The organism is Psychrobacter sp. SWN149, from assembly GCF_015864565.1.
Classification (GTDB): domain Bacteria; phylum Pseudomonadota; class Gammaproteobacteria; order Pseudomonadales; family Moraxellaceae; genus Psychrobacter.
On the sequence record NZ_JADYWX010000005.1, the window covers coordinates 270,134 to 290,381 of the forward strand.

Consider the following 20,248-nt stretch of genomic DNA (forward strand, 5'->3'; position numbering starts at 1 on the left):
TAAAATTACTGCTCAGTTATCGCCCGTTTACTATAGATGACCTTATCGGTATAATAGCGCCTTGTTCGATATCGTTAGGCTGTCTGTTCAGCTTAACAGAACACTTATTTTTTGGAGGTATGGTTTGGATCGTGCGCTGGAATTTGTGGGCAACCACCCGTTTTTATTTGGTATATTGGCCGTACTTGCGATACTGTTCTTTACGATTGAGAACAAACGTAGCGGCAGAAAAATATCGCCCAACACCCTTGGCATGATGGTCAACTCTCAAAACGCGCAGCTGATTGACATCCGTGCCAAGAAGAAGTTTGAATCAGGCTATATTCAAGGCAGCCGCAACATACCTTTTACTGACCTCAAAGAGCGCTTAGAAGAAATTCGTGCGATTGAGCATCCAGTAATCATCATCTGCGACATGGGCGTGCAAGCAGGCGCTGCCATTCAGATGATTGGCAAAGCTGAAGTCTATCGCCTAGAGGGCGGTATTGGCGGCTGGCAAGGCGCTGGCATGCCATTGGTGGGTATCAAAGACGCCAAGTCAAAAACCAAAGGTAATACAAAACCAAGTCTAAGTAAATAGCGAATCAGTATAAGTGCTTGAATAAAACGTCTTTTATAAAGTTTTTGATTTAAGTACTTATACAAGATGCTCAGCTTATATTGCTACTGGCTCATTGACAACATAAAAAAAGACACCTTATAAAAGGTGTCTTTTTTTATGGCATTTTTAATGCTATAAAACGTTTTAAGTTAAGACGTCTTGAATTTGTCATGGCCATCCCCACTTTAGTAATGAGCATCACCGAATACCGTTGCACTTTATTGATTGATAACAGACTATATCTATAATCTCGCTGTTATCGCACACATTTATAAATAAGGATTTATCATGACTGTTTCTGTTAAAGTTTATACCACGCCAATCTGCCCATACTGCTCAAACGCCAAACAACTATTAAAAACCAAAGGCGTTGATTATGAAGAGATCGGCATGCACGACATGAGCCGTGAAGAGCGCCAAGCACTGATGGCCAAAACCAATAACTATCGCACTGTGCCGCAAATCTTCGTCGGCGATACCTTCGTTGGTGGTTTTGATGAACTCAATCAAATGAACCAGCAGGGCAAACTTGACGAGCTATTGGCAGGTTAATCTGCTACCTTGCTTTACTGTCTGTCTTTGTTTATACAAAGACAGACAGTAGCGAGAGTGGAAGTCATCAAAAGACATCAAGCTAAAAAATATCGAGACAATATCGAAAAATAGTCTCTACTTATATTACAATGACCTTTGATTAAAGTGACCTTTTCCCAATTATTTGATTCGATTTTAGAGGATTTATCATGGCTGAAGAACAAGCACAACCACAATTGGCACTAGAGCGTATCTACGTAAAAGATTTATCACTTGAAGTACCAGGCGCTAGCGTATTCACCAAAGAGTGGAACCCAGAGCTGGATATTAACTTGTCTAGCAATGCAGAAAAACTGGATGATGACCATTATCAAGTCATCTTGACCGTCAGCGTGACTGCAAAGAATGCTGATGAAGCGGCATTTATCGCTGAAGTGCATCAAGCAGGTATTTTCTTGCTAAAAGACATTCCAGAAGACCAAATCGGTCAAATCTTAGGTGCATACTGCCCGAACGTGCTATTCCCATACGCTCGTGAAGTCATCAGTGACATCGTGACACGTGGTAGCTTCCCGCAATTGCTACTAGCCCCTGTCAACTTTGACCAAGCTTACGCACAGAGCCAACAGCAAGCGCAAATCGATGCTGAAGGTAATGCATAAGTTTTAAATCATAAGTATGCTAGCGTTATAAATAGCATATTTTGATAAAAAGCCGTTTACTTTTTATAAGTGAACGGTTTTTTTGTGGCTGCTGTTTAAATAATTATTTAACTTTAGTCCAAGAGTTGATTTTATTCCAAGAACTGAAGAATAACTTTTAAATTAAGCATAAAAAAACCCTGCTAATAAACAGGGTTTTTTTATGTCTAATAGACTATCGATTATTTACAATCAACCATTAGCCTTTTAGTGCAGACAAGATTTGCTGCTTAACATCATCAATGCCTTGCGTGCCATCAAACTTATCATACTTAGGCGCATCAGCACCTTTGCTAGCTTTGTCTTGATAGAAACCAACGAGCGCTGATGTCTGCTCATGATACGTCGCTAAACGGTCACGAATGGTCGATTCTTTGTCATCTTCACGCTGAATTAACGCTTCACCAGTCACGTCATCGATACCGTCGACCTTTGGTGGATTGTGATGAACATGATACACACGGCCTGAACCTGGATGCTGGCGACGACCAGAGAGACGGTTGACAATTTCATCATCAGGTACGCTGATTTCTACCACGTGGTTGATTGCAACGTCAGCATCTGCAAGCGCTTGCGCCTGTGGAATCGTACGCGGGAAACCGTCAAAAATACAACCATTGACACAATCAGGCTTAGCGATACGCTCTTTCACTAGGTTGATAATGAGATCATCAGAAACCAGACCACCAGCATTCATGATATCTTTGGCTTTTTTGCCAAGCTCGCTGCCTTCTTGGATTGCTGCACGCAGCATATCGCCAGTTGAGATCTGCGGAATATCATATTCTTTAGAAATAAACTGGGCTTGGGTACCTTTACCGGCGCCTGGTGGACCTAGCAAAATAATACGCATCATTATACGAGTCTCCTCAATAGATAGGATTTTAGGGATTAATAAAACTTAGGGATTGGTTGTTTGCAAGGCTACCTTACCTTGTGGCTTTGCAAACCTCAAGTATTTTAATTATTGCTGCAGTGTGTGTCTATGACTTACCTGTTCATATAACGCAGTTGCGCCTTGATGGTCTTAGCAATGAAATCAATGGCATCAAGGCTATTAATGTCATGGGTTGTGTCGTTGGGTCACTTCAAAATTAATACTGTACTATCGGTATATTAATTTTATTTCGAACTTACTATATCAGCAACAAACCAATAAGCCTGTGGTCGGTCACATCTAAAAGAATGAAGCATCAACCGAATGCAGAGTTCATACTGCAAGCAAGGGCAACGCTGTCACTCTTTTATAGCAAGTTGGCTATAGCTATACTATGGGATTTGTTGATTAATCTCAACATTGACCTGAGTTTGATCAGCACTAATCACGACAGGATTGCCTGACAGATCTCCTGACTCAGCGCTCGCTGTCCCACTATGACTGATACGGGCGATGACCGCTAACTGTACCTTATCTGAGCGAGCAGATCCCAGCGTACGCTCTGGCATCATCGCATCCAAATCACTTAGGCTAATAACAACTTCACCTTGCTTAATAGCAGTAATCGGCAAGCGTTTGGCAGCAAATGGTGGACCACCGTTGACATCACGAATGGCCACAAACAGTACATCATCAGGTCTGACCAAGGGTAATAAACTTGCATCAATTTTAACCGTTACCTCGACACCTTCAGAGGCTTGCTGCTTCTGAACCGTCACATTAGCACTCAGCTCATCTAGGCTTGACAAGGCCTGCGTGTGATCGCCTGGTTTGGCAGAGATACTATCACGTAAGCGCTTGATCCAGCCCTGTGCTTGGTCAAAGTTACTGGCACGTGCTTCACCCATTGCCATCAGCATTTGCGCGCCCTCATGAGCTGGGTTCTTAGCCAGTACGTCTTCTAATACGCGGCGTGTATTGGCATCTAGCTGACCTTTATTGGCAAAGAAGCTAATCTGTGCGTACGTCGTGGCAATCTCTTCGTTATCAGGCGATAGACGATAAGAGCGTGACAGTGCCTCTAATGCCGAATCGGTGGCTTCTAACGATAAGAAAAGCTCTGAGAGGCGCATCCAGCGATTGTAATCACCTGCATGACGATAGACGTTGGTCTGCATGGCACTGATCAGCTGATTACCATCTTCGATGGCCCAAGCCGGTGGCTGATCAATTTTACCCGTTAATAAATCGTCAGCCACTTGACCGACTTTGTCCTCAGCCGCCCACAACTCAAATACAGGCGTACGATTACCAACCATGAGGTATGCCATTGCTGCCAGCACTGGTACCCAAACCATGATAATTAAACGGCTTTTTATACCTGGTGTGACCATTGGCGCAACTTCACGCTGAGCATCTAATAGCTGGCGTTCCAGCTCAAGCTTTTGGTTGTCATAATGATTGTCATCAATGATACCACTGTCTTTATCTGTTTTTAGCTCTGCTAGCCGCTCACGAAACACAGCGACATTGATGTCTAACAACTGATTGTCGACAGATTTGCTATGCGTGCGCGGGGCTCTTAGCCACGGTACGATCGCAATCATAGCGAGCACTAAAGCCATGAGTAAGCTTAACGCAATGAATAAGCCAATAGTAGAAAATATGGTCATTTTTTGCCCCCAAGGCTGGTAATATCGTGATCATCTGTATCGTTATCAGCACGTGATAATAGACGATCAAGTTCGGCTTTTTCGGCAACAGACAGTGCTTCTGATGGGCTATCTATCTTGCTCCCGCTTGCGCCACTAGCGACCAGCTGACGTCGTTTGCTTTGCCAAAACCACCCGACTAATAGAAAGATGAGCAACAATGGCGGGAAAAACCACAGGATCCATGTTGAGGGACGTACAGGCGGCTTATAACTGATAAAGTCACCATAGCGTTCCTGCATGTAAGCTCGAATCTCGCCATCACTACGACCCTCTTTTATTAGGTCATAGGTTTTCTGTTTTAAGTCTTGAGCAATAGGGGCGTCAGACCCTGCCAGATTTTGATTTTGGCATTTTGGACAACGTAGCTCTTCGATAAGGCCACGATACTGCGCCTCTTGTTGCACAGAGTCAAAATCATAAACATCAATCGCTGCAAAACTGGCCATACTAAAGAGACAGACGATGATAATGCTTGCGAGCTTTACCATTACAGATTTCATTTGATACGCTATCATTGACAAGCCTCCGCAACCTGACTCGGATCTGGGCTGACATTATTACTATTAGCGTCATTGAGCACCATCAAGCAAGGCGCGATACGACTTTGCCAATTGCTCTCATTGATCTCACCAATGATATGCTGACGAATAATGCCTTCTCCATCGACAATGAATGTCTCAGGTGCACCCGTCAGACCCAAATCAAGCGCAAACTGACCAGATAAATCTTGAATAGACATCGAAAACGGATCACCGCCTCGGTTCAAGTACCCAAAGGCATCGCCAATCTCATCTTTATAATTGACCCCTACTAGATTGACACCGCGCTCCTCAAGCTTCATCAAAAAAGGATGCTCGATGATACAAGTGGGACACCAAGAGCCCCAAATATTCATCAAAAACGGCTTATCAGGCAAATTGTCATTGGTCATGATACGACTGGTGTCTGACAATAATGGCAGCTCAAACGCAGGGACAGGACGCTCAAGCGCAGTATTGGTGACGATATCTGTCGGCTTACCCAAACGCATATATAGCATGGCAAGCAAACCAACAAAGATTACCAAGGGAATCAAAAATCCAATTTTCAGTGACTTTTTGCGTTTGACCTGAGTAGTACCACTCGCTTTATCATCAGGCGTGTTGTTTGAGGTAGTCATATTAACGCTCCCCTATCTTTGTAGCTGACGTATCCAAATCTGCAACCGTAGCAAAACCTGTTTTTTTGGCAGCGATTTGTGCTGGTGTTTTGGTTTTTTTGATACGGTAACGATGGTCTAGCATGCTGAGCAATGCACCAAACGCCATAATAAGCGCACCTAGCCATATCCAGCGAATCAGTGGTTTGACGTAGATACGAAACGCCCACTGGTTGCTGTCTTCAGCAATTGGCTCACCTAGGGCCACATACACATCACGCATGAGACTGGCATCAATTGCCGCCTCGGTCATTGGCATCATGCTGATAATATAATTGCGTTTTTCAGGATACAAGGTAGTGACATCTTGACCGTTTTTGCTGACCGTCACTTCTGCTTGTGTGGCATCAAAGTTACTGCCTTTCACTTCACTAAAGCCTTTAATCGTAAAATCGTAGCCTTGGACATTGACACTGTCATTTGGTCCTAGCGCTACATCTCGCTCAATACTCAACGTGCTCGTAAAGGCGATACCAATAACTGCCACGATGACACCGATATGGGCAGTCTGTTGACCCCAATAGCTGAGATGCAATTGACGTAGGCCCCTCAGTCGGCTTGGTGCATTTTTGGTTTTGTCTCTGAAATCGACCACCATCCATAGCAACACCCAAAAACTAATCGCCAAGGTCACGCCAATATTGAGCATGGCTGATGGGCTAGTAAAGTAGGCAATGATTGCGGCCAATACCAGACTGCTCGCTGCGATGACCATGCCGACGCCTAGTAAGGGTCGACTGTCTTTTTTCCAGCGGATGTTGGAGCCCATACCCATTGCCACTAGCAGCAGCCATGTCAAAGGAACAAACAGCGCATTAAAATAAGGAGGGCCAACGGATACCTGACCCAAGTTAAAGGAGTCAGCAATAATAGGATAGAGCGTACCGAGTAGTACCACTAAAGTTGCAATCAAGATAATGACGTTGTTAATCACTAAAAATGACTCACGTGAGATCAGTCGATACTGACTCTCAACGGTCAAACGCCAGCCGCGTACCGCGAACATCAATAGACCACCACCGATAATCACACCAAGTATGGCTAAAATGACTAGACCACGCGTTGGGTCAGCAGCAAATGAATGCACGGATGTAATAACGCCTGAGCGTACGAGGAATGTACCCAGCAAACTGAGTGCAAAAGCAAAGATTGCTAGCATAATCGTCCATGCCTTGAATACACCACGCTTTTCGGTCACCGCCATCGAATGAAGCAATGCCGTACCTGCCAGCCATGGCATCAATGAGGCGTTCTCTACTGGATCCCAGAACCACCAACCGCCCCAGCCAAGCTCATAATAAGCCCACCATGAGCCTAGCGCGATACCAACTGTCAAGAAGCCCCAAGCAGCTAGTGCCCATGGGCGCGACCAGCGAGTCCATACCGCATCCAAACGCCCTTCCCACAGTGCCGCCATACAAAAAGCAAAGGGCACAACCAAGCCCACATAACCCATATAGAGCATCGGTGGGTGAATAATGAGACCAAAATCTTGTAGCACAGGATTGAGATCGGCCCCATCCACAGGCAAATTGGGCAATGTGCGATCAAAGGGCGATGAGGTAAAGATCAGCATCGCCAACATCATCATCTGCACGCCTGCCAATATCACCAGCACGCGCGCGCGCATAGACAGCGGTAGACCACGGCTAAAATAAGAGACCAGTGCACACCAAGTGGCCATGATGGTCATCCATAGCAGCAATGACCCTTCATGCCCGCCCCACGTCGCTGACAGCTTGTAATACCAAGGCAGTAGCGTGTTGGAATGCTGAGTGACATAGACGAGACTGAAATCATTGTAATAAAAACCTGCCATCAGTGCAGCAAATGAGGTAATCATTGCCGCAAACTGCGCCCATGCTAGGCTTGGTGCCAAACGCTGCCAAGCCACGTGGTCACGCATGATGCCAACGGTTGGTAGTACTACCTGCAAGATCGCCAATATAAAAGCGGCCAGCAAAGCAAAATAACCCAATTCTGTGATTAACATACGGTCTAACCTTGTTTACCTTGGATACAATTAAAGGCTCACCGATGGCATTGCTAGCCACTGGTAAACGCTAAATAGTCCTTTATGCGGTCATAAGTTTACGATTAAAAACTGAGGTTTCAATGGCTATAGAAGCACCCAAAACCCGCTACTATCATGGTGATATATCAATATGAATAACTGATACAAACTGCTTGTCTGTCAGGGGTACTGATAATACTGACAGGGAGGTGCTAATACTAATGTGTTCGACAGTGTTCAACAATGTTAAATAGTCATCGACTAACGGTATTAAACTAAAAAAAACAATGTAAAATTGAGCAACAATAAAGGGCGATTAATGCCTCATTGCATTGAAGGAAAAAACACCAATACCAAATGCAACCAACCTGCCAAAAACCCTGTCAAGCCGCCCAATACAATCAAGGTCATCTCATCCTCACGAAAGGCTGGACGCAACAGGTTCTGAAACTCATTGGGTGTCAACGCACGTATCCTATCGCGGAACAAACCAAATATCTTACTGGCTCGGCTCTCATTTAGCTCAGGGTCACGTAATGGCACCATCGTTGCGACAATCGATTTATCAATGATGGTGTTCTTCAACTGACCATAATCACGGCGACCCAGTCCGACACGTAGCGTGGTACTGATCACTGGCGACTCTAGCACGTCGTACAAATGCGATTTCATGAGCTCACGGGTTTGCGCGGCTTTATCACCGTACATCATCTCATTCATGATGTTCTCTAAAGTGACCAAATCTCGTACGACAATTTCAGCGAAAACCTCAGAGACTTCCTCTTGGCGCTTCATAAAGCCGCCCTGCAAACGATATCGTGCGATATGCGGCATCACTGGCTTGATAAAGGGGAAACGACTCTGTACCGCAAACAACTTTAAATAAGGAATAAAGTGCGGCTCAACGGGATTAAAAACCATCCAAATCGCAATCCAGTTGGTGAGAAATCCCCAAATAGCTGCAAAAAACGGCACGGTCCAATGCTGCGGCACCACTAAAAATATAAACATTTGGATAATACCGAATATCAGACCAATCAGTGCACTGATATGCCAAATAAAATCAATTTCTTTTTGACCGACTTTTAGGAACATATTGACCATCAGACGACGGTCTTTTTCCATCGTATTGACGATCATTTTGCGCATATCGACCAAATCTTCGACATGGTGGGTCAAATCTATCACTAGCGACTGCATGATGCTAGGCAGCTCTTTATGCGCTTGGGCATAGACGCGGCGCTTTAACGCATAAGGCAAATTACCCCACAGTGCTGGTGAGTGATCGAGCATAATTTCATCAATCAGTGGCTCGAGATTTTTGTCCACGGTGTCGGTGACAAATATCGCCATTTGCTCAGGCTCCATCGCCTGAAAGAACTCATCGAGCGAGCCAAGCTTTGAGAGCGTCTGATCAACAATCACGCCAGATATCTTACCAGCCTTACGCGGGACGATACCCTGCCACCCAATACCCGGCAGTCCAAAAAATGGAAAATTGGGAATACGGATGCCCCAAAACTTAACAGGATAAAACAGCATTTTAAGCGCCATCCATACATGTATCCAAGTGACAAATGCCGTCACTGGAGGAATGGTTAGCATGGCGAAAAACTCTGGGTGTTCAGCTATCGTCTGCCACAATGAATTTACGTCCATGACTTAACTAGTCCCTGACAAGTTGATGGTCGTTGCTAATCAAATGTGCTTAGCAAAATTAGAACGTTTCAAATTGACGCTCTGCTCATAATAACCGCGATAAAATAAATCGCCTGATTTTAGCACACTTTGCCATTTATTAGCACCCTGTAGTAGTGCCTAGACAGCTGTGATCATTTGTGACTCAGGTGCCTATTTTATCAGTGCTTTCTATATGGCCGCTTTATGGCGGCGTTCCAATACGCCTACTCCTGCGACGATTTATACTGGCGTATAAAATAGCAACCTACTTACTGCGCCCTCGCATTTGTTCTGTTATAATTTGTAGTGAGACCACAAAGCGTTGATGTGTGTAAGCTGATGCTGTGCTTTTTGACTCAAATCATCCTATGTGATTGAAAACCTTTGATTTATCCTTTAAACTCGCCGCACTTTGGTTGACTCAACCATCCCTCCATATTTTTTACTGACTCATGTCTACTGACTCACTGACCGTTTGGGCGCTGACTTTCTATGAATAAACCGTTAACTCCCAACACCGAACAAGCCAATAGTGTTTTTACCAATCGTATTATTATTTTTGGCATAATCATATTGCTTGGTTTGGGCGGCTTGATAACGCGTTACGGTTATTTGCAGGTGTATGCTCATGATAAATACACCACGCAAGCAGACAACAATCGCATCAAACTGATATCTGCCCCACCTAGCCGTGGCTATATCTATGATCGTAATGGCGTGATACTGGCGGACAATCAGCCCGTGTTTACTGCCATGATGAGTCCTGACGAAATCGACAATCCTGAGCGCACACTGAATCTGCTTGCCCCTATCTTTGATTTGACAGAAGAAGACATCACCGATATTTTGGCGCGGCTGAGTAAGAACAAAAACGATCCCGTGACCATAAAAATCGATTTGACCGATGCACAATTGGCGCAGTTCAGTGAGCGTAAGCCTTTTTTTCGCGGTGTCTCTATTCAGAGTAAGCTGACACGTGACTACCCTTATGATGAGCTGTTTGCTCATGTAATCGGTTACGTCGGCCGTATTAACGATAAAGAGTCCAAGCGCATTGATAAAGACCGTTATGCTGGTACAGATCTGATCGGTAAAATCGGTATCGAAGACTACTATGAGGACATCTTGCTTGGGCAGCCAGGCTATCAATCGGTTGAAACCGATGCTCATGGCAATATATTACGTCAATTAGATACCAAGCCGCCAACCGCTGGCAATGATATCACATTGAGCCTAGATTACGGTTTACAGACGATCGCACAGCAGCAGCTGGATGGTCGCCGCGGCGCAATTGTAGCGATAGACCCCAAAAACGGCGATGTACTAGCGTTTGTTAGTAACCCAAGCTATGACCCCAACCCCTTTATATCTGGTATCTCCTTCAAAGACTATGACGGTCTGCGTGAAGATCTTGATCAGCCTCTATACAACCGTGCCCTGCAAGGCACTTACCCACCTGGCTCTACCATCAAACCATTTGAGGGTTTGGGCGGTATTCATTATGGTCTACGCAACTGGGATACCACCATTTATGATCCAGGCTATTTTAGCTTGCCTGGGGACTCGCATCGATTCCGCGACTGGAAACGCGGCGGTCACGGCACGGTAAACTTAAAGAAATCTATCGCGATGTCGGTTGATACTTATTATTATAAACTGGCTTATGAGATGGGCATCCAACGCTTGCATGACTGGATGGCGCAGTTTGGCTTTGGTGAAAAAACAGGTATCGATCTGCCTAACGAAAAATCAGGGATTATGCCATCACCGAAGTGGAAAAAAGACACCTACGGTAAGGGTTGGCTACCAGGTGAAACCATCTCCGTCAGTATTGGGCAGGGTTACTTTTTGGCGACGCCGCTACAGATTGCCAATGCAACCGCCATGACAGCCAATAAAGGCCATCATATCACCCCACATTTATTAAAAAGCAGCGATGGGGCCGCAGAGGTTAAAGTCATTACCAAACCAGATGGCAAAATTAACTATAACGGCAAACCCTCTGACTGGCTACGCATGCATGATGCCATGGAGAGCGTGGTAAAAGAGGGTACAGGGCGCGGTATATATACGCCGCGCTATCGTATCGCTGGCAAAACAGGGACGGCACAGGTAAAGTCTATCGCTCAGGGCAAACGTTATGACAAATCAGCAATCGATAAGCGCCACTGGGATCATGCGTGGTTCAATGGTTTTGCACCAGTAGAAGACCCAGAGATTGCACTTGCGGTCTTGGTCGAAAATGGCGGCGGTGGTAGTGCCGTTGCCGCCCCTATTGGTCGCGCCCTATTTGACTATTGGATGTTGCAGCGCAAAACCGACCCTATCCTGCCACCTTCTGCTGATGAGCTAAAAGTCATCAAACGTCAAAAAGCCTTTGACAAAGCATTACGGGATGCTATACGAGACAAAGAGGCCAAAGCATTAGAAGAAAAAGAAGCGGCAGAAGCAACAAAGCAAGAGAACATTGCTGAATAATAGTGCTGAACAATCATGACATCTAACTAACTCTATTTACCGATATTGAACTAATGTTACTGAGCCGAGCTAAAGATATTGAAATAGTTTGAGAGGCGCTAGCCTGAAACTACATAAGCAGCGCTATCTCAATAGCCATGGTCAAACAATATAAAGATAAATAATAAAAAGTGAGCGAGACACGATCATGAGAAAAACCGCAGGCATGAAGAGTACTGCAAACGGGCGCACAACGAAACATGGCACGACTGACAAAAAAGCAGCGGCAGGTGACGTACGTATCATCGGTGGGCAATTCAAACGTCGTGTCGTGAGTTTTATTGATGCCGATGGCTTGCGTCCCACACCAGATCGCCTACGTGAGACCTTATTTAACTGGCTACTGGCTGATATCCACGGCGCACATGTGCTCGATAGCTGTGCTGGCAGTGGCGTATTGGGGTTTGAAGCATTGTCTCGCGGCGCTGCACACACAACTTTTATTGAAGTAAATAACGCACAAGCTAAGATGTTACGTCAGAGTGCTGAGCAACTACGGCTCGATGAGACGGCTTATCAAATCATCACTGGTACTGCTGAGCAAGTACTGAGTCAAGGGCATCTGACTGCCCGCCCCTTTGACATCGTGTTCATCGATCCACCTTATGCTCAGGATCTGTGGCAGCCTATTTTAACTACTTTGATTGATCATGATTTAGTGGATGCCAATACGCTCATTTATCTAGAAGCGGACAAAGATTTGGCCACGCAGTTGCAGCAATTGGAAGAGACACTTAATAATAATCAAGATACCTCATCAGGTACTACTCAGCAAATAATCCGCTTTGAATGCTTGAAGCAAACCAAAGTCGGACAAGTTGTTGCTGGACTTTATCGCCTATCATCGTCATAATTGCCTAGTTAATGAAAGCCGTTAACGACTTTTATAAATGTTTAGAACCGCTAAAAACTGGCCAACGCTGCAGTTTAATGTATATAAGGCGAAAATAAACCCCAATGCAGCTTGCAAGCGTAGGCGCTACTGCTTATAATGTGCAGTCTGTTTTTTGAGAGCCCCGTTCCCAGCTAAACTCTCAACGAATTCTAATTTTAAGGTTTTATCATGAAAACACTTAGTGCAAAACCAGCTGAAGTGACCCATGACTGGTATGTCGTAGATGCTGACGGCAAAACCCTTGGTCGCTTAGCCACTCAAATCGCTAGTCGCTTACGTGGCAAGCATAAGCCTTCTTTTACGCCGCACGTTGACACTGGTGACTTCATTGTTGTCATCAACGCTGACAAAATCACGGTAACGGGTAAAAAAGCACAAGACAAAAAGTACTATCGTCACAGTGGTTACCCAGGTGGTATCAAAGAAACCAACTTCAGTAAGTTGCTTGCACATAAGCCTGAAGATGTTCTACACAAAGCAGTTAAGGGTATGCTTCCAAAGGGCCCTCTTGGCTATGCGATGATCAAGAAGCTAAAACTTTATGCGGGTACTGATCATCCACATGAAGCACAGCAACCTAAAGCACTAGACATCTAAGGATACACTTATGGAACGCAATTACGGAACTGGTCGTCGTAAGACTTCTACTGCTCGTGTCTTTTTATCAAAAGGTACTGGTAGCATCGTCGTTAACGGCAAGCCGCTTGACGAATACTTCAGCCGTGAAACTTCACGCATGGTTGTTCGTCAGCCATTAGAACTACTAAACTCTGGCAACGCATATGATTTATATGTAACTGTTGCAGGTGGTGGTATCAGTGGTCAAGCTGGCGCAATCCGCCACGGCATCACACGTGCATTGATCGAAGCTGACGAAACTTTGAAGCCTGCCCTAAAAGCAGCTGGTTTTGTTACTCGTGATTCACGTCAAGTTGAACGTAAGAAACTGGGTCTACGTAAAGCACGTAAACGTCCACAGTTCTCAAAACGTTAATCAAAACGTTCTCTTATTTCTTTGCTGCTGTGTGCTTTTTCTCGGAGCCAATGCAGCAATACTAAATAAGAGTACAGTTTTGCAAAACCTTATAAGCTGGTCACAGCTTATAAGGTTTTTTTATGTCTAGGTTTTTTATGCTTAATAGTCTCTAGCAATGCGATGGTCGAATGTTCATCACATCCTATCTTCTTATGCTGAGTGCTATTAATCAGTACGGTATAGTCAATAGCCCATCACATTCTAACTTGCAAAGCGTTTGACGCTACCCCATCATATTGATAACTTTTTATCATTAGCCGCGATGTTATAGACAATGCTGTAGAAGGATATTATGAAAGCGCCTGAACAATACGACCCAAGCAAGCCATCTACCGATGGCGTGCCACCAAAGAAACAGCGGTCTGCCCAGTCTCATAGGTCGCCCGCCATACCGGCTGGCACTCCAACGATTACGCAGAATCAAAAACGTACTGCTCAGGCAGATTACAAGCCTTTTCAGTGGCAGTTTTTATCTCCTAAATACTGGGGCATTTGGTTACTGTTTTTGGTCATGCTGCCGCTGATATATCTGCCGCTACGTTGGCAGTTCTGGTTAGGTCGCAAGCTTGGTATTTTGATTTATAATGCTGCAGGCTCTCGCAGACGCGACACGCTAATCAACCTCAAACTGGCTTTCCCAGAAAAGCCAGAAGCTGAACGCGAATTGATGGCCAAGCAAGTCTTTGTTAATCAAGGCATTGGCGTGTTTGAAACCTTGTGTGCTTGGTTTCGTCCCAATGTGTTTACCCGCACGGTTTCTATTTCGGGGTTACAGCATCTCGTCAATGCGCAAAATGAGCAGCGTCCAGTTATCCTGCTAGGTGCACACTATACGATGCTTGATTTGGGCGGATTATTATGTGCGCAGTTTTTCCCTGTAGACTGTATGTATCGCACGCAAAACAATCCTTTACTTGATTGGTTTATCTATAATGGTCGTACCAACATATTTGGTAAGCAAATCTCCAGCCGAGACATGCGAAACTTGGTGACCTCTATTAAGGCAGGACACGTTATTTGGTACTCGCCAGATCAGGACTATGGTCTAAAGCAAGGCGTCATGGCGCCATTCTTTGGCGTGCCTGCAGCAACGATTACCGCATCTCGTCGTATGGCAAAACTGGGTAGCAAAACGCATCCGCCTGCTGTTATGGCACTACATACCTACCGTCAGACACCTGACAATCTGCCACGTGGTAAGCGTCCACATTATCATCTGACGATTACGCCAGAGTTAGATCAGTATCCTAGCAATGACGAGGTCGCTGATGCCACTCGGGTCAATGAAGTATTAGAGGGGCTGATTCGTATCGATCCTACCCAGTGGATGTGGTTTCATCGTCGCTTCAAACATGGGCCTACAGGCCGCAGCAATATCTATAAGTAGCGCTTTATTTCCAAAAATACTGGTAAATTTTGCTATACTTTGCAGCTAATATTTAGTGTCTTAAATAGCGTATAAGTAGCAACGAACTGATAATAATTTGATAAACCAAATAACGGATTTTCCATGAGTACTAACAGCACCTCTGACAAGCAAGCTTCTGATATCTCAGCCCCAGTTAAACGCATTTTGACGGGCATCAAGCCAACAGGTACGCTACATTTGGGTAACTATGTTGGTGCAATACGTCCTGCCATCCAAGCTATTCAAAATAGTGATGATGAAGCGTTTTTCTTTTTGGCAGACTATCATGGCATTATTGGCTGCTATGACCCTGCGATTATTCATGAATCGACTAAAGCTATTGCCGCGACTTGGATCGCATGCGGTCTCGACCCTGAGCGTGTGACTTTTTATCGTCAATCAGATGTGCCTGAGATTCCAGAGCTGGCTTGGGTGTTAAATTGCTCATGTGCCAAGGGACTGATGAACCGTGCCCATGCTTATAAGGCGGCTGTCGATATCAATATGGAAAAAGAAGATGTCGATGCTGACCAAGGTATCAACATGGGGCTATTCGGCTATCCTGTACTGATGGCCGCGGATATCTTGATGTTCAATGCCACGCACGTCCCTGTTGGTCGTGATCAAATTCAGCACATTGAAATGGCGCGTGATATCGCTGGTACGTTCAATCACCGTTACAAAACGCTCTTTACTCTCCCTTCAGCGGTCGTTGACGATAATATCCCGCTATTAACGGGGCTCGATGGTCGTAAGATGAGTAAGAGCTATAGCAACACCATTCCCCTATTTGGTGATTCAAATCCGCAAGTGAGTGCTGAGAAACAAATGCACAAAGCCATTATGAAAATCGTCACCAACTCTCAGCTGCCTGATGAGCCAAAAGATCCTGATGACTCAGCCATCTTTGAGATTTATAAAGCCTTTGCCACCCAAGAAGAGATTGCTGATATGCGTGAGAAGTTTGTAGCTGGTATTGGTTGGGGAGACGCTAAGCAAGCGCTATTTGATAAAATAAATGATGAAATTGCCCCATTCCGTGCACGTTATGAGGAACTCATGGCCAATCCAAAAGAGCTGGAAGAAATCTTGCAGATGGGCGCAGATAAAGCCCGTCGCCATAGCCGTAAGCAATTAGACAAGACTCGCCGCGCTATTGGTATTCGCCCGCTTGCCAAACTTAAATAATTCATTGGATACGAGTCATTTTTCAAGTATGAAACCGGTATCTGTCGACAGCGTTCATGGTATGTCATTACGTATCTATCAGACACCGGTACAGCACCTGCCAGATGACCTGTATGTGCCACCGCAGGCCTTTGCAATTTGGTTAGAGCAGTTTGCAGGGCCGTTAGATTTTCTGCTGTATTTGGTCAAAAAGAACAATGTTGATTTGACGCAAATGCCAATACTACCAATCACTGAGCAGTACTTAGCCTATATCAGCGAATTGGATACCGAGCATTTTGAATTGGCAGGTGATTATCTGCTGATGGCATCAACGCTCATTGCCATCAAGACAGAGCTGCTATTACCAGCCCCTGAAACACCGACCGACGAGCGTGACCCAAAAGCAGAGTTGATTGAGCGCTTAGAAGCCTATGCGCAAATTAAAGTGGTTAGTCAGCGCTTAGATGATTTAGTACGTTTAGAACGTGATGTGTTCTTAGCGATGGTCAGTATGCCTGGCCAAGACATCATGAATGCAGAGTTACCAAACTACTCGGCCAATCTGCTGATTGATAGCTTGTTTAAGATGCAACTACAGCCCGACTATCAAATGCATACTATTAAGATTGATGCTGTACCACTTGCTGATCGCATTGCCAGCATCAGTCGGCAACTGAGTACTCAGGGTACGCGCTCCTTTTATGAGTTGCTAGATAAAGCACAAGGTAAAATAGGCGTGGTCGTGAGTTTCGTGGCGGTGCTTGAGTTAATCAAGCGGCAATTGGTTGGTGTGGTTGGCACCGGCGACCACCTTACTGATGCAGATGATATTGGTAATACCGCTGACAGCGCCAGTCTTAGTTTATCAAATCCAGACAATGAATCCTCAAAGCTTACCTTACAATGGCTTGCTTAGTAATCAAGGTTGACCTCAAAGGTTCGACCAGTTATTCGCTTTTGAAGATATAGTCGATAGAAGAGCCTACTCACGATGACAGATATTGACGATACAAAACTGCTTAATGATACGCCACCATCTATATCAATAGCCAAAAACCATGCTTTTTTTGAAGAGACAAGCAAGCATATTGAAGTGCTGCTGCACGCCTCAGAAGCGCCGCTCACTGCCCACGCCTTAAAAAAGCACTTGTCACTGTCTACCAAAGAGTTGCAGCAGGCATTAACGCTACTACAGCAACGCCTAGATGCAGGTGTACTCCATCTACATGAGACTGCCAGTGGCTATCGTTTGCAAATAGCGGATGACTATAGTCGATTGATTCAGCGTATATTCCCGCAGCGTCAGGAGCGCCTTAGCCAAGCCCTGCTTGAAACTCTGAGCGTCATTGCTTACAAACAGCCGGTGACACGAGGTGATATCGAACAAGTACGCGGTGTCACGCTATCGAGTAATATATTGCGGCAACTGTTTGATAAAGGCTGGATCTTAGAGAAAGGCTACAAAGACACGTTAGGTCGCCCTGCACTGCTGCATACCACGCCGCAATTCTTAGATGCATTTGGGCTCAGCCATTTAGATGAGTTACCACCACTGCCAAACATGGCCGCTATCAGAGCATTGCCATAGATACCGTCACAGCGTCTACTAACATAAATCTTATCTCACAAAAAAGGACAGACCGCATAGGATCTGTCCTTTTTATTAAATCACGTCATTAAATCACTAATATAAAGATATGCCCTAGCATGTCTCTACTGATTAATAACATCAACCCCTTTAGGCGGCGTAAATTTAAACTGGCTGCTGCTGATACTTGGATTGAGCTTAATGCCACTAAACTTGATAGAAGTTGTCTGACCTAAGCTATCGTTTAGTACCATCATGACAGGCTTACCACCACTAAAGCTCATTGATAAGCTCTTAAAACTGGCACTGTCTGATTTTGGATACAGCACATAGTAATTTTTGTTGTCGTATGGCTGAGTAATCTTAAAGTTTTTGTCAAGTTTACTTGGGTCGCCTGACAATAATAGCGCTGGCGTATTGCCCACTTGGCTGTCTACATTTTGCTTGGTGGCTTGCTCTAAATCTTTGTCATAGACCCACATAGAGTTGCCGTTGGCAATAATGAGCTGCTCTGATGGTGATTTGGTTTCCCAGCGGAAATTGTTTGGACGTTGAACACTCATAGAGCCGCTAAACGTGCCACTGCTTGCGCCTTTGGTCGTTTGGCTAAAATTGGCCGTCATGCTTTTCGTATTGGTCAGCAGTTTATTCAAACGTGTGGCTGCGGTGATATTGTCCGCTGGGGCTGCTGTAGCAGACTGGGTCAATGCCATCATAGGCGCTGCCACACCAAGCGATGTCATCAATACACCCGCTAGCGCACCACTCATCATTTTTTGTTTGGTTGATTTTTTCGTAGATAAGTTCATCATAAATCCTCTCTAAAAAAGCATAATCGCTTTAAAGTTGTTGCTAAAAATAAAATGTTCTATTGAAATTTTTGTTTTCTATAAATACTGACCTTACCAAGCTAAAACTGGTAACCGTCAGCAATGGCAACAGTGTGCCAGTTTTTTTATTACGCGCCTAGTCACGATTTGCAATCTTTACTACGGCTGCCATACACGCTTGTAACCAATGCCGTTACACAATAGCAATTTGCATATATACCAACAGCTATCACAGATATTGGACGCTTTGACATACTAACTATTTGACAGTATTAATATTAACCATTATCTATAAAAACAATAACCTTACAAACGTAAAAAACCCCTACTACCATAAGGCAGCAGGGGCTTTTTTAATTATCCAATCACTTCATTCAAAGAAGAAAATGATTTAAATAGATAATTATGCGTTTTCAACCGTCACATAACGACGGTTAAATTTGCCTTTGGTCGCAAACTTTACAACACCGTCATTCAGTGCAAATAAAGTATGGTCACGACCCATGCCAACGCCTTCGCCTGCGTGGAATTCTGTACCACGTTGACGAACGATGATGTTACCAGCTGTGATAGCTTGGCCACCAAAGATTTTTACGCCTAGCATTTTTGGGTTTGAATCACGACCGTTACGGCTCGAACCGGCAGCTTTTTTATGTGCCATGAGAAAATCTCCTTGTTAATTTGACTTACCGCTGATGCGATAACTCTTAAGCATTTAGTGCACTGTTTAGCAAAAATTGCTAAATGGGTAATTAGGCATTAATGGCTTTGATTTTTAACAAGGTATACCATTGGCGGTGACCTTGTTCTTTGTGATAATGCTTACGACGGTTGTGCTTGACGATACGGATTTTTTCGCCGCGACCATGCTCAACAACTTCAACTTCAACGCTAGCGCCATCAACAACAGGCTGACCGATTTTGACGTTATCGCCGTCAACAACCATCAATACGTCTTCAAATTTGATTGTTTCGCCTTTTTCTGCTTTTAGTAATTCTACTTTAAGCAATTCATCGACGACTACACGGTGCTGTTTACCACCAGTTTTGATTACTGCGTACATATATGACTCCGTTTAACCCGTGTGCCGTGGATGATATTATACCAACGCTTTTACGACGAACACGACAGGGAAAAATTAAAGGCAAGATTTTACGGCTTTTTGCTCAAAAAAGCAAGCCGCTCATCTCGTTTTTGTAAGGTGGTTATCTAAATAACGACCATCCATACTGCCGCCTATACGACAAATGATAGAGACGCCATCGATGGCGATCTACATCAGCACATATAAAACAGTCAATAAAAATAATAGCCTGTGCCCAACAGGGGCTATTATAACTTATGCAATCAGTTACTTACAGCCTTTTATCACTCATTTATTAAGCGCTCTATTCAATCAGTCAATTGGTCATTCTATGTCATGCCTGCGTTATGATTTATCAGTAATAATACCTATCAAAACGAGACGCTCATTTTATTTATG

At 44.6% G+C, this 20,248-nt stretch carries 20 protein-coding genes; 11 read left to right on the top strand and 9 right to left on the bottom strand.

Going from position 1 to position 20,248, the window contains the following annotated elements; translation table 11 throughout:
- The first annotated feature begins 124 nt into the window (after positions 1-124).
- The 3 genes from I6E86_RS10190 (at position 125) to secB (ending at position 1,797) form a co-directional block, all read left to right on the top strand.
- Positions 125-580, top strand: a complete 456-nt coding sequence (locus I6E86_RS10190; protein WP_197177372.1) for a rhodanese-like domain-containing protein — start codon at positions 125-127, stop codon at positions 578-580.
- Between the two features lie 309 nt (positions 581-889).
- Complete coding sequence (grxC, locus tag I6E86_RS10195) at positions 890-1,153, top strand: glutaredoxin 3 (protein ID WP_194363883.1); 264 nt, start codon at positions 890-892, stop codon at positions 1,151-1,153.
- A 188-nt stretch (positions 1,154-1,341) separates the two neighbouring features.
- The gene (gene secB, locus I6E86_RS10200) at positions 1,342-1,797 is read left to right on the top strand and encodes a protein-export chaperone SecB (RefSeq protein ID WP_194364156.1); all 456 of its coding nucleotides are present in this window, start codon (positions 1,342-1,344) and stop codon (positions 1,795-1,797) included.
- Between the two features lie 238 nt (positions 1,798-2,035).
- On the opposite strand, the gene adk is transcribed toward secB, so the two are convergent.
- From adk to I6E86_RS10230, 6 genes are all read right to left on the bottom strand, one after another.
- Positions 2,036-2,692 (bottom strand): adenylate kinase, encoded by a 657-nt coding sequence (gene adk, locus I6E86_RS10205; protein WP_194363882.1) that lies wholly within the window; start codon positions 2,690-2,692, stop codon positions 2,036-2,038.
- A 413-nt stretch (positions 2,693-3,105) separates the two neighbouring features.
- A complete protein-coding gene (ccmI, locus tag I6E86_RS10210; protein ID WP_197177373.1) occupies positions 3,106-4,386 on the bottom strand; it encodes a c-type cytochrome biogenesis protein CcmI in 1,281 nt (426 codons plus the stop codon).
- Entirely contained in the window at positions 4,383-4,916 is a 534-nt protein-coding gene (locus I6E86_RS10215; RefSeq protein ID WP_227680623.1) for a cytochrome c-type biogenesis protein, read from the bottom strand. The genes ccmI and I6E86_RS10215 overlap by 4 nt, the downstream gene beginning before the upstream one ends.
- Before the next feature lie 23 nt (positions 4,917-4,939).
- Entirely contained in the window at positions 4,940-5,587 is a 648-nt protein-coding gene (locus I6E86_RS10220; protein WP_197177375.1) for a DsbE family thiol:disulfide interchange protein, read from the bottom strand.
- Position 5,588: 1 nt separating this feature from the next.
- Positions 5,589-7,619: a heme lyase CcmF/NrfE family subunit gene (locus tag I6E86_RS10225; RefSeq protein WP_197177376.1), complete on the bottom strand. Its 2,031-nt coding sequence runs from the start codon at positions 7,617-7,619 to the stop codon at positions 5,589-5,591.
- Between the two features lie 345 nt (positions 7,620-7,964).
- Positions 7,965-9,299, bottom strand: coding sequence for a hypothetical protein (locus I6E86_RS10230; RefSeq protein ID WP_197177377.1), 1,335 nt, complete (start codon positions 9,297-9,299; stop codon positions 7,965-7,967).
- A gap of 513 nt (positions 9,300-9,812) precedes the next feature.
- Between I6E86_RS10230 and mrdA the strand changes: the two genes are divergently transcribed.
- The 8 genes from mrdA (at position 9,813) to scpB (ending at position 17,934) form a co-directional block, all read left to right on the top strand.
- Entirely contained in the window at positions 9,813-11,798 is a 1,986-nt protein-coding gene (gene mrdA, locus I6E86_RS10235) for a penicillin-binding protein 2 (protein WP_197177378.1), read from the top strand.
- A 205-nt stretch (positions 11,799-12,003) separates the two neighbouring features.
- The gene (gene rsmD, locus I6E86_RS10240) at positions 12,004-12,690 is read left to right on the top strand and encodes a 16S rRNA (guanine(966)-N(2))-methyltransferase RsmD (protein ID WP_197177473.1); all 687 of its coding nucleotides are present in this window, start codon (positions 12,004-12,006) and stop codon (positions 12,688-12,690) included.
- A 210-nt stretch (positions 12,691-12,900) separates the two neighbouring features.
- Positions 12,901-13,329, top strand: a complete 429-nt coding sequence (rplM, locus tag I6E86_RS10245) for a 50S ribosomal protein L13 (protein ID WP_194363875.1) — start codon at positions 12,901-12,903, stop codon at positions 13,327-13,329.
- Positions 13,330-13,339: 10 nt separating this feature from the next.
- Positions 13,340-13,726, top strand: coding sequence for a 30S ribosomal protein S9 (rpsI, locus tag I6E86_RS10250; RefSeq protein WP_194363874.1), 387 nt, complete (start codon positions 13,340-13,342; stop codon positions 13,724-13,726).
- A gap of 334 nt (positions 13,727-14,060) precedes the next feature.
- On the top strand, positions 14,061-15,155 hold the full coding sequence (locus tag I6E86_RS10255) for a lipid A biosynthesis acyltransferase (protein WP_197177379.1): 1,095 nt from the start codon (positions 14,061-14,063) through the stop codon (positions 15,153-15,155).
- A 123-nt stretch (positions 15,156-15,278) separates the two neighbouring features.
- Positions 15,279-16,364, top strand: a complete 1,086-nt coding sequence (locus tag I6E86_RS10260; protein WP_227680624.1) for a tryptophan--tRNA ligase — start codon at positions 15,279-15,281, stop codon at positions 16,362-16,364.
- Between the two features lie 28 nt (positions 16,365-16,392).
- Positions 16,393-17,262 carry a segregation and condensation protein A gene (locus I6E86_RS10265; protein WP_197177380.1) on the top strand — a complete coding sequence of 290 codons (870 nt, stop codon included), beginning with the start codon at positions 16,393-16,395 and terminating at the stop codon, positions 17,260-17,262.
- A gap of 75 nt (positions 17,263-17,337) precedes the next feature.
- Positions 17,338-17,934 carry an SMC-Scp complex subunit ScpB gene (scpB, locus tag I6E86_RS10270; RefSeq protein WP_197177381.1) on the top strand — a complete coding sequence of 199 codons (597 nt, stop codon included), beginning with the start codon at positions 17,338-17,340 and terminating at the stop codon, positions 17,932-17,934.
- Positions 17,935-18,059: 125 nt separating this feature from the next.
- Here the strand turns inward: scpB and lolA are convergent, their stop codons facing one another.
- The 3 genes from lolA to rplU all read right to left on the bottom strand — a co-directional run bounded on the left by lolA (position 18,060) and on the right by rplU (position 19,828).
- Complete coding sequence (lolA, locus tag I6E86_RS10275) at positions 18,060-18,746, bottom strand: outer membrane lipoprotein chaperone LolA (protein WP_413786999.1); 687 nt, start codon at positions 18,744-18,746, stop codon at positions 18,060-18,062.
- Positions 18,747-19,167: 421 nt separating this feature from the next.
- Entirely contained in the window at positions 19,168-19,425 is a 258-nt protein-coding gene (rpmA, locus tag I6E86_RS10280) for a 50S ribosomal protein L27 (protein ID WP_021813611.1), read from the bottom strand.
- A gap of 91 nt (positions 19,426-19,516) precedes the next feature.
- The gene (gene rplU / locus I6E86_RS10285; RefSeq protein ID WP_194363869.1) at positions 19,517-19,828 is read right to left on the bottom strand and encodes a 50S ribosomal protein L21; all 312 of its coding nucleotides are present in this window, start codon (positions 19,826-19,828) and stop codon (positions 19,517-19,519) included.
- Positions 19,829-20,248: the final 420 nt, after the last annotated feature.

What these genes read in the sequence shown, in the direction of transcription:
- grxC (WP_194363883.1), top strand. Translation starts at nt 890, where the DNA reads ATGACTGTTTCTGTTAAAGTTTATACCACGCCAATCTGCCCATACTGC.
- adk (WP_194363882.1), bottom strand. Translation starts at nt 2,692, where the DNA reads ATGATGCGTATTATTTTGCTAGGTCCACCAGGCGCCGGTAAAGGTACC.
- ccmI (WP_197177373.1), bottom strand. Translation starts at nt 4,386, where the DNA reads ATGACCATATTTTCTACTATTGGCTTATTCATTGCGTTAAGCTTACTC.
- I6E86_RS10215 (WP_227680623.1), bottom strand. Translation starts at nt 4,916, where the DNA reads ATGGTAAAGCTCGCAAGCATTATCATCGTCTGTCTCTTTAGTATGGCC.
- I6E86_RS10220 (WP_197177375.1), bottom strand. Translation starts at nt 5,587, where the DNA reads ATGACTACCTCAAACAACACGCCTGATGATAAAGCGAGTGGTACTACT.
- I6E86_RS10225 (WP_197177376.1), bottom strand. Translation starts at nt 7,619, where the DNA reads ATGTTAATCACAGAATTGGGTTATTTTGCTTTGCTGGCCGCTTTTATA.
- I6E86_RS10230 (WP_197177377.1), bottom strand. Translation starts at nt 9,299, where the DNA reads ATGGACGTAAATTCATTGTGGCAGACGATAGCTGAACACCCAGAGTTT.
- mrdA (WP_197177378.1), top strand. Translation starts at nt 9,813, where the DNA reads ATGAATAAACCGTTAACTCCCAACACCGAACAAGCCAATAGTGTTTTT.
- rsmD (WP_197177473.1), top strand. Translation starts at nt 12,004, where the DNA reads ATGAAGAGTACTGCAAACGGGCGCACAACGAAACATGGCACGACTGAC.
- rplM (WP_194363875.1), top strand. Translation starts at nt 12,901, where the DNA reads ATGAAAACACTTAGTGCAAAACCAGCTGAAGTGACCCATGACTGGTAT.
- rpsI (WP_194363874.1), top strand. Translation starts at nt 13,340, where the DNA reads ATGGAACGCAATTACGGAACTGGTCGTCGTAAGACTTCTACTGCTCGT.
- I6E86_RS10255 (WP_197177379.1), top strand. Translation starts at nt 14,061, where the DNA reads ATGAAAGCGCCTGAACAATACGACCCAAGCAAGCCATCTACCGATGGC.
- I6E86_RS10260 (WP_227680624.1), top strand. Translation starts at nt 15,279, where the DNA reads ATGAGTACTAACAGCACCTCTGACAAGCAAGCTTCTGATATCTCAGCC.
- I6E86_RS10265 (WP_197177380.1), top strand. Translation starts at nt 16,393, where the DNA reads ATGAAACCGGTATCTGTCGACAGCGTTCATGGTATGTCATTACGTATC.
- scpB (WP_197177381.1), top strand. Translation starts at nt 17,338, where the DNA reads ATGACAGATATTGACGATACAAAACTGCTTAATGATACGCCACCATCT.
- lolA (WP_413786999.1), bottom strand. Translation starts at nt 18,746, where the DNA reads ATGATGAACTTATCTACGAAAAAATCAACCAAACAAAAAATGATGAGT.
- rpmA (WP_021813611.1), bottom strand. Translation starts at nt 19,425, where the DNA reads ATGGCACATAAAAAAGCTGCCGGTTCGAGCCGTAACGGTCGTGATTCA.
- rplU (WP_194363869.1), bottom strand. Translation starts at nt 19,828, where the DNA reads ATGTACGCAGTAATCAAAACTGGTGGTAAACAGCACCGTGTAGTCGTC.